A 14,111-nucleotide genomic window follows, 5' to 3' on the forward strand; every position below is an offset into this window, starting at 1 on the left:
ATGGTTCCCATGAGCTAGAACTCAGAGGTCGATACCGGTCAGGACCAGCACGCGCTCGTAGGTGTAGTCCTCCATCGCGAACCGCACGCCCTCGCGGCCCACGCCGGACTGCTTGACGCCGCCGTACGGCATCTGGTCGGCGCGGTAGGACGGCACGTCGCCGATGACGACTCCGCCGACCTCCAGGGCCCGGTGGGCGCGGAAGGCGGTCTGGAGGTCGTGGGTGAAGACGCCTGCCTGGAGGCCGTACTTGGAGTCGTTGACGGCGGCGAAGGCCTCGGCCTCGCCGTTCACCTTGTGCACCGTGAGGACCGGGCCGAAGACCTCCTCGCAGGAGATCGTGACGTCGGCCGGTACGTCGGCCAGGACGGTCGGCGCGTAGGAGGCGCCGTCGCGCTTGCCGCCGGTGAGCAGTGCGGCGCCGGCGTCCACGGCCTCCTGGACCCAGGTCTCGACGCGCTGGGCGGCGTCCTCGCTGACCAGCGGGCCGACGTCGGTCGCGTCGTCGCTCGGGTCGCCGGTGACCTGGGCCTCGACGGCGGCGACGACGCGCGGCAGCAGCCGGTCGTAGACCGAGGCGTCGGCGATGACGCGCTGGACGGAGATGCAGGACTGGCCGCCCTGGTAGTTGGAGAAGGTGGCGATGCGCTGCGCCGCCTTGTCCAGGTCCTCGTCGCTCGCCCAGTCGGCGAGGACGACGGCCGCGCCGTTGCCGCCCAGCTCCAGGGTGCAGTGCTTGCGGGGCACCGAGTCCATGATCGCGTAGCCGACCTTCTCGGAGCCGGTGAAGGAGATGACGGGCAGGCGCTCGTCCTGCACGAGGGCCGGCATCTTGTCGTTGGCGACGGGCAGGACGCTCCAGGAGCCGGCCGGCAGCTCGGTCTCGGCCAGCAGATCGCCGAGGATCAGGCCGGACAGCGGGGTGGCCGGGGCCGGCTTGAGGATGATCGGCGCGCCGGCGGCGATGGCCGGGGCGATCTTGTGGGCGCAGAGGTTGAGCGGGAAGTTGAAGGGCGCGATGCCGAGCACGACACCCTTCGGGAAGCGGCGGGTGAGGGCGAGCCGGCCCTGGCCGCCCAGGTCGGTGTCGAGGCGCTGGGCCTCGCCGCCGTTGAAGCGCCGGGCCTCCTCGGCGGCGAACCGGAAGACGGACACGGCCCGGCCGACCTCGCCGCGCGCCCACTTGAGCGGCTTGCCGTTCTCGGCGGAGATCAGCTGCGCGATCTCCTCGGTGCGCTCGACGAGGCGCTTGCTGACGTGGTCGAGGGCGGCGGCCCGTACATGGGCGGGGGTGGCGGCGAACTCGTCGCGCACGGCGTACGCGGCGGCCACGGCCTCCTCGACCTGCGCGTCCGTCGGCACGCTCACCTTGCCGACGAGCCGCCCGTCCCACGGGGAGCTGACGTCGAAGGTGTCCTCGCCGGTGGCCTGACGGCCGGCGAGCCAGAAGGCGTGGGTGGAAGTCATGTCCGGGTTCCGGCCCTTCGACGTCGGGGGTGGTCCTGTACTACGGGTTCCCACGGTAGGGGCGAGGTGGCCGAAGGGCGTTTGTCCGGGGTGTAGCAGTCCCGGCCGCGAACACTACGGTTTGGCAGGCGGGGCCGGTTCCGTGGTCGTCGCCTTGAGGGCCAGCCACAGCTCCATCCGGGCGTCCGGGTCGTCCAGGGAGCGGCCGAGGATCTCCTCGACGCGGCGCATGCGGTACCGCAGGGTGTGCCGGTGGACGCCGAGGTCGGCCGCCGCCGCGTCCCACTGGCCGTGCCGGGACAGCCAGGCGCGCAGGGAGGCGACGAGGTCGCCGCGGCCCGTGGCGTCGTGCTCGTACAGCGGCCGCAGCATCCCGTCGGCGAAGGCCCGTACCGCGTCGTCCGCCAGTAGCGGGAGCACGGATCCGGCCGCCATCTGCTCGTGCTCCACCAGGACGCGTCCGCGCCGCCGGGCCACCGACAGGGCCTGCTCGGCCTGCTTGTACGCGGAGGAGGCGGCGATGGGCCCGGCCGGTGCCGACAGGCCCACGACCAGCTCGGCCTCCTCGCCGCCCGGCGCCTTCTCGCGTGCGCCCGCCCGGGCCGTCTCCAGGGCGGCCGCGTACTCCCCGCAGGCCGCGGCGGCGGCGCCCCGGTCCGCGGCCAGCACCACCAGCCGCTCCCCCTCGGGCACCACCAGGACGGCCTCGCCGGCCCGGGCCGCCGCGGACTCCATGACGTCGGCGAGCGCCGCGAGGGGGTCTCCGCCGGTGTCGGCGGCGGCGAGCGCGGCGGCGGAGGGGCGGTCGACGGCCGGTACGCCCGCCCGGGACTCGGCACGGGTCAGCGCGGCCGACGCCGACACCGGCACCCGCTCGGCGACCAGCATCCGGAACGGCGCGTCCAGCAGGCCGCCGTACAGGCTCCCGGCGACCGTGCGCGCGTGGTCCGGCTCCCCGGCCAGCAGCATGCGCAGCACCGCCTCGCCGACCCGCTGCTCGGCGGCCTGGAGGGACCGGGAGCGTTCCGTGGTCAGGGTCAGCAGGGCTATGGCGGAGTGGACGGCGTAGCGCTCGGCGGTGCCGAGGGCGGCGGCCGTGCCGACCGCGAGGGCAGCGCGAGGGCGCCGGCCCGTGCCGATGGTGTGCAGTTCGACCCGGTCCTCGTTCTCCGGACCGCCGACCACCGAGGAGGCGGGCGCGGGCCGCTCCCGCAGCCGCTCGACGTCGCCGGTGAGCCGCGCGGCCCGCCGTCCGGCCCACTCCGGTGCCGTGGCGACGACGGCGCCCGAGGCGTCGTACAGCGCGGCCCAGCCGTCGACCTGCGCGGCCAGCGCGGCCAGCAGCCCCTCCGGCCCGCCGGTCTGCGCCTGCCGGGTCAGCTCGCGCTGGGCGGCGAAACCGGCCGTGACGGCCCGGTACTGGTCGGCGGCGATCGCGGCGGAGACGGCCTTGCTGATGGCGAGGAAGGGGGTGCGGCGCGGCACCTCCAGCAGCGGCAGGCCCTCTTCCCCGGCCGCGTCGACGAGCGCCTTGGGCGTCTCCTCGTAGTTGACGCCTATGGCGAAGCCGAGCCCGACCACCCCGGCCTCGGCCAGCCGCCGCACGTACCGGCGCATGGCCTCCGGGTCCTCGGCGTCCAGCTTGAGCGCGGTCATCAGCAGCAGCTCCCCGCCCTCCATGTAGGGCACGGGGTCGGCCAGCTCGCTGACATGGGCCCAGCGCACCGGCACATCGAGGCGGTCTTCGCCCGCCCGCACGGTCAGTTTCAGCGCGGAGTGGTGGACGAGCGAGGCGAGCGTCGGGGGCATGAGGCCTTCAGGTCTGCGTCAGGGCTGTGTGATCTCTGTGCACTTTTGGCCGCCACGTATGAACGACCTGTGACGATTCTGCCTCACCGTAGGGTCCCCGCGTACCCGCACCCGTGCCGGCGGGCGTCAGCCCCGCAGATCGACCAGCAGCGGCGGCGCGTGCTCGCCCTTCACATCGGTCAGCGACAGCACCGCGTGCCCCGCCGGTACGCCGTGCGCCAGCTCGGACGCGGACCAGCGCTCCCGCTCGACCTGCCGCACGGTCACCGCCCGCGCGGTCGGGGCCTTGCCGGTGATCACCCGGCGCAGCATGTGCACGGCCTTGCCCGCCGGGGTCTCGGCGATGATCTGCCGGTCGGTGACGTCCCGGGCCTCGGTCCACTCCTTGCCCCACACCTCGGCGAAGTCCTGCCCGTCCCAGGGCGTGACCCCCGACAGCGCCATCCGGCAGCCGGTGGCCCCGAGCAGCGGCCCGCGCAGCGGCCGGGCCACGTCGTCCAGCGTCCGCAGGGTGAGCACGACACCGGCGTTGCCCGACCGCAGCCGCTGGATGCCGCGCACGCCCTCCGGCGTCACCACGCCGGTCGCGTCGTCCAGCACCAGACAGGCGAACAGCGACCGGTCCTCCCGTACGGCGACACTCGCCGAGAACTGGGCGAGCACCAGCCGCGCCAGCATCCGGGAGGCGTCGGCGTGCCCGCGCTCGGGCAGGTCGATCCGCACCCGCACGGGGTGGTCGAGGGCCTTGAGGGTGAAGGGCCGGGTGGACCCGGACGTGTCGAAGAACGAGGCGAAGGCGGGCCGGTCCAGCAGCGCGACCCGGTCCCCGAGCACCCCGCCGACGTCTCCGGGCTGCCCCATCTGCCGCTCCCGGGCGTCCAGCTCCCGCAGCAGCGAATCCTGCCCGGCTTCCTGCAGCCCCTGCCGCAGCGCGGCGAACGGCCCGGGCGCCCCGTCCAGGAGCTGCCGCAGCTCCGGTACGGAAGGGAAACGCCCGTGCACGGCCCGGAACGGTCCGAGCAACTGGGCGAGGACGGTCGTGGAGCGCCGGGTGTCACTGCCCGGGTGCGGATCGGCGAGGTCCCCGACGAGTGCCTCGGCCAGCACGGCGGCGGCCTCGTCCGGGTCGGCGGTCCCGCCGTACAGATCGAGGTCGTACTCGGAGTCCTGGTTCCCGATCCGCACGACGACGTCGTACGCGTCGGCCGGCCCGAGCCCCGCGCCCGCCCCGCCGACCACGACCACGGCGGCCCGTCCGGCCAGCGCGTGCAGACACAGCGACTCGGCGAGGGGGCGGACGACGCTACCGGTCTTGCCGGACCCGGCGGGGCCCACGGCCACGAGCGAGGTACCGAGCAGATCGGGCCCGAGGGCGAGCCCGGCTCCTCGGTAGGCGTAGGGGTTGCGGGTGTCGTCGACGGTGGTCCCGAGCCGCACCTGGCCGGTGAACAGGTCGTGCCGGGCGAGGCGCGCCGGCAGGTCGCGCTCTCCGGAGGGGTGCAGGCAGGCGGCGGCACCGTCGCGCAGGACGGTGGAGCTGAACGTGGCGAGGCTGTGCCGTCCGATGCGCACGCCCTGCCAGGCCCGGAGGATCCGGGCGTGGTCGACGTCCCGCATCAGCCCGGAGCGGGCCTCGGCGGCGAGCCGCTCGGCCGCGTCGACGGCTCCGGCGGCGCGGAGTTCGTTCCACTGGGCCGGGTCGTCCTGAGGGTCCCGATGGGGTTCTTGAGGTTCCGGGCGACGGAAGCGGGGGACGACGAAGCGACGCCATACCTCGCCCCAGCGGCCGAGCCGGGCCACCCCGACCATGATCCCGAGGGCGACGAGCAGCTCGTAGCCCTGGTACACGATGAACGTGCCGGTCTCGCCGAGATCGCTGTCGCCGCCGCGCCAGGCGTCGGGAATGATCAGGTCGAACGGCACCCACCACCAGTTGCCGAGGTATCCGTTCTGCAGCAGCGACCAGATCAGCCATCCCACGAGGAAGGCGATCAGCGCCCCGCTCAGCAGCTGCCGGGTGGGGATCTCCTCGGGCTCCTCGGCGGGCCGCGGCCGGTGCCCGAAGCGCCAGACGCCGGGCGCCGCGTCGGGCCGGGGGGTGCGCAGCCAGGTCATGAAGGACGAGCCGTCGGGCGGCGGCGTCCCGGGCGCCCGCGTGGGCCGGGGCGGCACGGCCGGTCCGGCCACGGGCCCGCTCCGGCCGCCCGGTGGCTCGCCGGGGCCGTTCGGTGGCACCGAGGGCACCTCCGGCGCCCCCGCCGGACGCGGTACGGGACTCGCATGCGTACCCCGCGCCTCCTGCGTCCCGTCGCTGTCCATCGCCCTTTCCCCCTGACCAGCCGCTCCGTCCACCATCAGCGAGCCAATCTAACGCCCTCCCCTGGGGAGTTCACCGCTTACACGGCCGGGTCGTGGGCAGCAGCCCGTCAGAGCGCCATGTCCACCCCGGACAAGCCGGCCCGCCGACAACGCCCACATGGAGCATGCCCACCCCCCTTTCCCCGCCCTAGCCTGCGAGAAAAGAAGCCAAGCGTCCGTAGAAATCCCTTCGCACCACCCCAGGAGCCCCGCATGACCTCACTTCCGCAGGAGCGCCGCGTCGTCACCGCCATCCCCGGACCGAAGTCGCAGGAGCTGCAGGCCCGCCGCACCGCCGCGGTCGCGCAGGGCGTGGGCTCCGTGCTGCCCGTGTTCACGGCGCGCGCGGGCGGCGGGATCATCGAGGACGTCGACGGCAACCGGCTCATCGACTTCGGCTCGGGCATCGCCGTGACGTCCGTCGGCGCCTCCGCCGAGGCCGTCGTGCGCCGGGCCTCCGCCCAGCTCGCCGACTTCACCCACACCTGTTTCATGGTCACGCCGTACGAGGGGTACGTCGAGGTCGCCGAGGCGCTCGCCGAGCTGACCCCCGGTGACCACGCCAAGAAGAGCGCCCTGTTCAACTCCGGCGCCGAGGCCGTCGAGAACGCCGTCAAGATCGCCCGCGCCCACACCAAGCGCCAGGCCGTCGTCGTCTTCGACCACGGCTACCACGGTCGTACCAACCTGACCATGGCGCTGACCTCGAAGAACATGCCGTACAAGCACGGCTTCGGGCCGTTCGCCCCCGAGGTCTACCGGGTACCGGTGGCGTACGGCTACCGCTGGCCGACCGGCCCGGAGAACGCGGGCCCCGAGGCCGCCGCGCAGGCCATCGACCAGATCAGCAAGCAGGTCGGCGCCGAGAACGTGGCCGCGGTCATCATCGAGCCGGTGCTCGGCGAGGGCGGCTTCATCGAGCCGGCCGAGGGCTTCCTGCCGGCGATCCGGAAGTTCGCCTCGGACAACGGCATCGTCTTCGTCGCCGACGAGATCCAGTCCGGCTTCTGCCGTACCGGGCAGTGGTTCGCGTGTGAGGACGAGGGCATCGTCCCGGACCTGATCACCACCGCCAAGGGCATCGCGGGCGGTCTCCCGCTGGCCGCCGTGACCGGTCGCGCCGAGATCATGGACGCCGCGCACGCGGGCGGCCTGGGCGGCACCTACGGCGGCAACCCGGTCGCGTGTGCCGGAGCGCTCGGCTCCATCGAGACGATGAAGGAGCTGGACCTCAACACCAAGGCGAAGCACATCGAGGCGGTCATGAAGGCCCGCCTCACCGCCATGGCGGAGAAGTTCGACATCGTCGGCGACATCCGTGGACGCGGCGCCATGATCGCCATCGAGCTGGTCAAGGACCGTGCCACGAAGGAGCCGAACCCGGAGGCGACCGCCGCGCTCGCCAAGGCCTGCCACGCGGAGGGCCTGCTGGTCCTGACCTGTGGCACCTACGGCAACGTGCTCCGCTTCCTGCCCCCGCTGGTGATCGGCGAGGACCTGCTCAACGAGGGCCTCGACATCATCGAGCAGGCGTTCGCCCGTATCTGACACGGCAGTTACGCGTCCGAGCCGCCGTCGGGGCGAAGGAGCCGCTCCGGTTCCGCTCCGGCGGCGGCGAGCGGCAGAGCGTGTGAAGAAGGTGTGCGAGGTGGATGACAGGCGGCCCTATGGCCTGTCCTCCGCCCTGCCCCTGTCGTAGGTTCTACCCAGATGAGAGATACACCCCCGCCCGCAGGGGACTGTGGGTGACATCAGGCCGGGGCCTCCCCAGCTTCGACCTGGTCGTGCCCTCGCGCACACAACCGGAGCCTCAAGGCTCTGGATCTCCTCACCGATCGGACAGTCGCCCGCCCCAAACCCCCCGGGGCGCGCGACGTTCCGGTCCGGACGGCCGCCTCGGAACCACCCCCCCTGTTCCGGGGCGGCCGACCTCCCTCTTCTCCCTCACCGGCCATCGGCCTCCCGCGCCACGCGTTCCAGCCGGCGCCGGTGCTTCTCCCACCACTCCTGATCGCCTGCCGGCATGGTGTCGCTGCTCTTCGTCAGCCCGACCCTGCCGTCGATGAGCTCCCGCACGATGTCGGCATGGCCCGCGTGCCGCTGCGTGTCGGCGATCACCCGGACCAGGATGTGGTGCAGCGTGACCTCCCGGCGAGCCTCGGGCCACCACGGGACCCGACCGGTCGCGTCCAGGGCCAGCGCCTCGACCGTGCGGTCCGAGTGCTGCCAGGCCGCGCGATAGAGCCCGGTGATCTCCTCGCGCGACTCCTCCGCACCGGCCCACATGTCCGCGTTGGGCTCGGCGTCCTCGGTGTACCACCAGGACGGGGGCGGCTCCTCGACGAAGTAGGGCCGCCCGAACGTGTCGCCGAAATACCCCAGCTCCACCCCGGCGACATGCTTGACCAGGCCCAGCAGGTTGGTCCCGGTCGGTGTGAGCGGGCGGCGGACGTCGTACTCGGAGAGCCCTTCGAGCTTCCAGAGCAGGGCGTCGCGGGCGTCCTGGAGATAGCGGAGCAGGTCGGCTTTCGGGCTGGTCGGGGTCATGCCGGGAGTCTGGCACCCGCCACTGACAACACGGCGGCCGTCCGCGCGACGAAGCGGATCCGTGCCCGTGCCAAGCTGTGTCCCATGCCGATCTCCGGGAACCAGGTCCGCGACGAGCGCACCACGCCGTACTCGCCCTTCCTGGCCCTCCTGCTCAGCCTCCCGGCCCTGCTCTTCGTCCTGATCACCTGGCAGGTCGTCGCCGACGGCCCGCTCATCCGCCTCGACGAGCGTGCCAGTGCCGAGCTCGTCCACCCGGACCGCTACTCCGAGCTCCTCGCCGACCTCGGCAACGTCCAGGTCGCGGTCCCGGTCCTCGCCGCCGCCCTCGGATTCGTCGCGCTGCGGACCCGCCGTACGCGGCGCTGGTGGCTGCCGGTCACCGCGGCGGCCCTCCTCATGGCCCTGGTCCCGGCGCTGATCATCCCCCTCAAGGACCTCACGGACCGGCCCGGCACCCCGGCGGTCCCGCCGGGCACCGGCTACTACCCCTCCGGCCACACCGCCACGGCAGCCATCGCCTACGGCTGCGCCACCCTGCTCCTCCTCCCCCGGCTCCGCACCCCCCTCGCCCGCGGCGCCCTGGTCGCCGGCTGCGCCGCCCTCGTGCTCGGCGCGAGCTACGGCCTGGTCCGCCGCGGCTACCACTGGCCACTGGACGTCGCGGCCAGCTGGTGTCTGTGCGCGGTGCTGCTCTCCTCGCTGTGGCTGTTCCTCAGGCGGGAGACGGCCGGGCAGCCGCGGTGAACATCCCCGAGGGCCTGTCGTTTGGATCACGCCGCAGACGCGGGGCCTGGCACGCACATCTGCCGCGTTGTCGTCGGTTGCCGATTCCCCCACGCTCGGCTTCGCTCGCGCGGGAGGTGCCCCCATCGCATCGCCGCCCTCCTCCGCCTTGCAGCTGCACGCACCAGACCCCGCTCACCGGCGCTGACAAGATGCCGCCGATTCCCTGCGACCTGATCCAAACGACAGGCCTAGTCGCCCCGATCCACGGCCAGCCGCGCCGCCGCCTCGTGCATCGCCAGTTCCAGCAGGGTCGGGTCCGTCAGCATGCCCGAGCCGTCCGGCGGGATCAGCCAGCGGACGCCGCCGGGTGAGGAGCGGCCCGGGTACGGCACGACGATCCAGGTGCCGGCGCCCGCCGTCCTGATGCCCGTGCCGAGCCAGCGGGCCGCGGTGCCCGGCGGCACGAAGAATCCGATGCGCTCGTCGCCGAAGTCGACGAGCACGGGCCCCGGCCGGTCGAGCACACGGCTGAGCACGTCGAGCGTGGCGTAGCCGAGGTCGCCGGGCAGGATGAGCACGTCCCAGGCGCCGCCGGCCGGCAGCAGCGCGACCCCGAGCGGGTTGCGCTCCCACTCCCAGCGGCAGGCCTCGGGGTCGGGTGCGGCGGATGCGAGCCACTCGACCGCCGTCTTCGCACCGGTCATGAGAAAGACCCCCTGTTCTCTCGTGAAGCCCGTGAATCTCGCGAACGCGCGGCGCGTCCCGAGGGCGTCACGAAGGAGAAGGGGTCTCCCAGGGGTCATTACGCGGGTTTCGGCTCCTCGTTGGAGTGAACCGGCTCACACCTCATTCGATCAGCCCGCTCGATCAGCTGTCGAAGCCCAGCCCCAGCCGGTCCATCGTGCGCAGCCACAGGTTGCGGCGGCCGCCCTGGGCGTCCGCGCGGGCCAGGGACCACTTGGTGAGGGCGATGCCCGTCCAGGCGAAGGGCTCCGGCGGGAAGGGCAGGGGCTTCTTGCGGACCATTTCCAGTTCGGTGCGTTCCGTGCGCTCGCCGGACAGCAGGTCCAGCATCACCTCGGCGCCGAAGCGGGTGGAGCCGACGCCCAGGCCCGTGTAGCCGGCCGCGTAGGCGACCTTCTTCTGGTGGGCGGTGCCGAAGAACGCCGAGAAGCGGGAGCAGGTGTCGATCGCGCCGCCCCAGGCGTGGCTGAAGCGGACGCCCTCCAGTTGCGGGAAGCAGGTGAAGAAGTGCCCGGCGAGCTTGGCGTAGGTCTCCGGGCGGTCGTCGTACTCGGCGCGGACGCGGCCGCCGTAGGGGTAGATCGCGTCGTAGCCGCCCCACAGGATCCGGTTGTCGGCGGAGAGGCGGAAGTAGTGGAACTGGTTGGCGCTGTCGCCGAGTCCCTGGCGGTTCTTCCAGCCGATCGACGCCAGTTGGGCGGCGGTGAGCGGCTCGGTCATCAGGGCGTAGTCGTAGACCGGGACGGTGTACGAGCGGACGCGTCTGACCAGGTTCGGGAAGATGTTGGTGCCGAGGGCGACCTGGCGGGCGCGGATCCGGCCGTAGGGGGTGCGTACGGCCATGCCGGGGCCGTACGGCTTCAGGGTGAGGGCGGGGGTGTGCTCGTAGACCCGGACGCCGAGCTCCACGCACGCCCGCTTCAGGCCCCAGGCGAGCTTCGCCGGGTGCAGCATCGCCACACCCCTGCGGTCCCACAGGCCCGCCTGGAAGGTGGGTGAGTCCACCTGCTCCCGCAGGGCGTCCGCGTCCAGGAACTCGACGCCCTCGGCGAGCCCGCGTCGGGCCGTCTCCTCGTGCCAGTCGCGCAGTTCCGCCGCCTGGTACGGCTCGGTGGCGACGTCGATCTCGCCGGTGCGCTCGAAGTCGCAGTCGATGGAGTGCCGGGAGACGGCCTCCTCGATGGCGTCGAGGTTGCGGGTGCCGAGCTCCTGGAGCGTGTGGATCTCGTCGGGCCAGCGGGCGAGGCCGTTGGGCAGGCCGTGGGTGAGGGAGGCGGCGCAGAATCCGCCGTTGCGGCCGGAGGCGGCCCAGCCCACCTCGCGGCCCTCCACCAGCACCACGTCCCGTCCCGGGTCACGTTCCTTGGCGATCAGCGCCGTCCACAGTCCGCTGTAGCCGCCGCCGACGACCAGCAGATCGCAGGTCTCGGAGGTGGTGAGGGCGGGTTCCGGACGGGGCCGGCCGGGGTCGTCGAGCCAGTACGGGACCGGCTGGACGTCGGAAAGCGAATGAGTCCACTGATTCATGGCGCTCGGGGCCATGATTTCAACTCCCTACGGTGAAACCTTTATGTCTTTATGCCTTTTGCCTGTTACGGCGATTTCCTGCGACCATGGAGGCCAGGACGAACAGTACGGCGACGATGAACATGGCCGTGCCGATGACATTGATCTGAACGGGCGTTCCGCGCTGCGCCGAGCCCCAGACGAACATGGGGAAGGTGACGGTCGAGCCGGCGTTGAAATTGGTGATGATGAAGTCGTCGAAGGAGAGGGCGAACGCGAGCAGGGCGCCCGCCGCGATTCCGGGGGCGGCGATCGGCAGGGTGACCCGTACGAAGGTCTGGACCGGGCCCGCGTACAGGTCCCGCGCCGCCTCCTCCAGTTTGGGATCCATCGACATGACCCGTGCTTTCACGGCCGTGACCACGAAACTCAGGCAGAACATGATGTGCGCGATGAGGATGGTCCAGAAGCCGAGCTGGGCGCCCATGTTGAGGAAGAGGGTGAGCAGCGAGGCGGCCATGACGACCTCGGGCATCGCCATCGGCAGGAAGATCAGCGAGTTCACGGCGCCCCGGGCGCGGAACCGGTAGCGGACCAGCGCGAAGGCGATCAGGGTGCCGAGGAGGGTGGCGCCGAGCGTCGCCCAGACGGCGATCTGGAGGCTGAGCGACAGCGAGCCGCAGAGGTCGGCGACGCCGCACGGGTCTTTCCAGGCGTCCAGCGAGAACTGCTGCCATTCGTAGTTGAAGCGCCCCTTCGGTTTGTTGAAGGAGAACACCGTCACGATGACGTTCGGCAGCAGGAGATAGCCGAGTGTCAGCAGTCCCGCGATGACGACGAGATTTTTCTTGAGCCAGTTGACGAAGGGCATTTAAACCAGATCCTCCGTCCCCGACCTGCGGATGTAGAGGGTGACCATGAGCAGAATGGCCGCCATGAGAATGAAGGAGAGCGCGGCCGCCGTCGGATAGTCCAGCACCCTCAGGAACTGCGTTTGGATGACGTTTCCGACCATGCGGGTGTCCGTGGAACCGAGGAGATCGGCGTTGACATAGTCGCCGGTCGCCGGGATGAAGGTGAGCAGCGTGCCGGAGACGACACCGGGCATCGACAGCGGGAAGGTGACCTTGCGGAAGGTCGTCGAGGGCTTCGCGTACAGATCCCCCGCGGCCTCGTGCAGCCGGCCGTCGATCCGCTCGAGCGAGGTGTAGAGCGGCAGGATCATGAACGGCAGGAAGTTGTACGTCAGACCGCAGACCACCGCGAGCGGCGTGGCCAGGACGCGGTCGCCGGCGGTCCAGCCGAGCCAGTTGGTGACGTCCAGGACGTGCAGCGTGTCGAGCGCGCCGACCAGTGGTCCGCCGTCCGCGAGGATCGTCTTCCAGGCGAGGGTGCGGATCAGGAAGCTGGTGAAGAACGGCGCGATCACCAGGATCATGATCAGGTTTCGCCAGCGGCCCGCGCGGAAGGCGATCAGATACGCGAGCGGATAGCCGAGCAGCAGGCACAGGACCGTGGCCGTGCCCGCGTAGAGCACCGACCTGATGAACTGCGGCCAGTACGCGGACAGCGCGTCCCAGTACGTGGCGAAGTGCCAGGTGACCTTGTAGCCCTCCTCCAGGGAGCCCGTCTGTACGGACGTGGAGGCCTGGTAGATCATCGGCAGCGCGAAGAAGACCACCAGCCAGAGGATGCCGGGCAGCAGCAGCCAGTACGGCGTCCAGCGGCCCCTGCGCTTCGGGGGCTTCGGCTCGGGAGCTTCCGGTGCGAGGGGCGGTGGCGCCTCGGTGAGTGTGGACATCAGGCCGCCTCTTCCACTCCGGCATCGGCGTCCTGGGCCGCGTCCAGGCCGAAGGTGTGGGCCGGGTTCCAGTGCAGGACGACCTCGGCGCCGGGGACCAGGCGGGGGTCGCGGTCGATGTTCTGGGCGTAGACCTCGAAGTCGGAACAGACCGGGCTGTCGACGACGTACTGCGTGGAGACGCCGATGAAGCTGGAGTCGGCGATCCGGCCCGTGATGCGGTTGCGGCCCTCCGGTATCTCGCCGGCGTCTTCCGCGTGGGTGAGGGATATCTTCTCCGGGCGAACCCCGACCAGCACCCTGCCGCCGGTCGTCGTGGGCGCGCCGCAGCGGGACTCGGGCAGGACGAGCTTGCCGCCGCCCGCCTTCAGCACGATCTCGTCGCCGCTCCTGGAGTCGACCTCGGCCTCGATGAAGTTCGAGGTGCCGAGGAAGTTGGCGACGAACGTGGTGCGCGGGTTCTCGTAGAGGTCGGTGGGCGCGCCGAGCTGCTCCACGCGGCCCGCGTTCATCACGGCGACCGTGTCGGCCATGGTCATGGCCTCCTCCTGGTCGTGCGTGACGTGCACGAAGGTGATGCCGACCTCGGTCTGGATGCGCTTGAGCTCCAGCTGCATCTGGCGGCGCAGCTTGAGGTCGAGGGCGCCGAGCGGCTCGTCGAGCAGGAGCACCTTGGGGTGGTTGATCAGCGCGCGGGCCACGGCGACGCGCTGCTGCTGGCCGCCGGAGAGCTGGTGCGGCTTCTTGCGGGCCTGCTCGCCGAGCTGCACGAGGTCGAGCATCTCCCCGACCTGCTTCTTCACCGACTTGATGCCGCGCCGGCGCAGACCGAAGGCGACGTTCTCGAAGATGTCGAGGTGCGGGAAGAGGGCGTAGGACTGGAAGACGGTGTTGACCGGCCGCTTGTACGGCGGGAGCGCGGTCACGTCCTGGTCGCCCAGCGACACGGTCCCGGAGGAAGGTTCCTCCAGGCCGGCGATCATGCGCAGGGTGGTGGTCTTGCCGCAGCCGGACGCGCCGAGCAGGGCGAAGAAGGAGCCCTGCGGCACGGTCAGGTCGAGCGGGTGGACGGCGGTGAAGGCGCCGTAGGTCTTGGCTATGCCCTTGAGGCGGACCTCGCCCGTGGCCTCTGTCTTGTTCGTCATGGTGG

11 protein-coding genes and 1 pseudogene are annotated in these 14,111 nt (G+C 71.7%); 3 read left to right on the forward strand and 9 right to left on the reverse strand.

Features of this window, described 5'->3' with window-relative positions; translation table 11 throughout:
* Positions 1 to 21 precede the first annotated feature (21 nt).
* The 3 genes from KJK29_RS09240 to KJK29_RS09250 form a co-directional block, all read right to left on the reverse strand.
* Positions 22 to 1,467: an aldehyde dehydrogenase family protein gene (locus KJK29_RS09240; protein ID WP_215118231.1), complete on the reverse strand. Its 1,446-nt coding sequence runs from the start codon at positions 1,465 to 1,467 to the stop codon at positions 22 to 24.
* Positions 1,468 to 1,581: 114 nt separating this feature from the next.
* On the reverse strand, positions 1,582 to 3,276 hold the full coding sequence (locus KJK29_RS09245; RefSeq protein WP_215118232.1) for a PucR family transcriptional regulator: 1,695 nt from the start codon (positions 3,274 to 3,276) through the stop codon (positions 1,582 to 1,584).
* Positions 3,277 to 3,402: 126 nt separating this feature from the next.
* Positions 3,403 to 5,595 carry an ATP-binding protein gene (locus KJK29_RS09250; RefSeq protein WP_215118233.1) on the reverse strand — a complete coding sequence of 731 codons (2,193 nt, stop codon included), beginning with the start codon at positions 5,593 to 5,595 and terminating at the stop codon, positions 3,403 to 3,405.
* Between the two features lie 252 nt (positions 5,596 to 5,847).
* On the opposite strand from KJK29_RS09250, the gene gabT reads away from it, so the two are divergent.
* Positions 5,848 to 7,182, forward strand: coding sequence for a 4-aminobutyrate--2-oxoglutarate transaminase (gabT, locus tag KJK29_RS09255; protein WP_215118234.1), 1,335 nt, complete (start codon positions 5,848 to 5,850; stop codon positions 7,180 to 7,182).
* A gap of 193 nt (positions 7,183 to 7,375) precedes the next feature.
* Positions 7,376 to 7,583 (forward strand): annotated as a pseudogene (locus tag KJK29_RS38785) (phosphatase PAP2 family protein); the annotation flags it as partial.
* Here the strand turns inward: KJK29_RS38785 and KJK29_RS09260 are convergent.
* Entirely contained in the window at positions 7,579 to 8,181 is a 603-nt protein-coding gene (locus tag KJK29_RS09260) for a DinB family protein (RefSeq protein ID WP_215118235.1), read from the reverse strand. The pseudogene KJK29_RS38785 and the gene KJK29_RS09260 overlap by 5 nt on opposite strands.
* Positions 8,182 to 8,265: 84 nt before the next feature.
* Here KJK29_RS09260 and KJK29_RS09265 point away from each other — a divergent pair, with 84 nt between their 5' ends.
* Positions 8,266 to 8,928 (forward strand): phosphatase PAP2 family protein, encoded by a 663-nt coding sequence (locus KJK29_RS09265; RefSeq protein WP_215118236.1) that lies wholly within the window; start codon positions 8,266 to 8,268, stop codon positions 8,926 to 8,928.
* Positions 8,929 to 9,158: 230 nt separating this feature from the next.
* On the opposite strand, the gene KJK29_RS09270 is transcribed toward KJK29_RS09265, so the two are convergent.
* The 5 genes from KJK29_RS09270 to KJK29_RS09290 form a co-directional block, all read right to left on the reverse strand.
* The gene (locus tag KJK29_RS09270; protein ID WP_215118237.1) at positions 9,159 to 9,614 is read right to left on the reverse strand and encodes a bifunctional DNA primase/polymerase; all 456 of its coding nucleotides are present in this window, start codon (positions 9,612 to 9,614) and stop codon (positions 9,159 to 9,161) included.
* Between the two features lie 163 nt (positions 9,615 to 9,777).
* Positions 9,778 to 11,196, reverse strand: a complete 1,419-nt coding sequence (locus tag KJK29_RS09275) for an NAD(P)/FAD-dependent oxidoreductase (protein WP_215118238.1) — start codon at positions 11,194 to 11,196, stop codon at positions 9,778 to 9,780.
* Between the two features lie 34 nt (positions 11,197 to 11,230).
* A complete protein-coding gene (locus KJK29_RS09280) occupies positions 11,231 to 12,031 on the reverse strand; it encodes an ABC transporter permease (protein WP_215118239.1) in 801 nt (266 codons plus the stop codon).
* Positions 12,032 to 12,961, reverse strand: coding sequence for an ABC transporter permease (locus tag KJK29_RS09285; RefSeq protein WP_215118240.1), 930 nt, complete (start codon positions 12,959 to 12,961; stop codon positions 12,032 to 12,034). It lies immediately after the preceding gene.
* Entirely contained in the window at positions 12,961 to 14,106 is a 1,146-nt protein-coding gene (locus KJK29_RS09290) for an ABC transporter ATP-binding protein (RefSeq protein WP_215118241.1), read from the reverse strand. Before KJK29_RS09290 ends, KJK29_RS09285 begins: the two co-directional genes overlap by 1 nt.
* Between the last annotated feature and the right edge of the window lie 5 nt (positions 14,107 to 14,111).

It is taken from the genome of Streptomyces koelreuteriae (assembly GCF_018604545.1).
GTDB lineage: Bacteria > Actinomycetota > Actinomycetes > Streptomycetales > Streptomycetaceae > Streptomyces > Streptomyces koelreuteriae.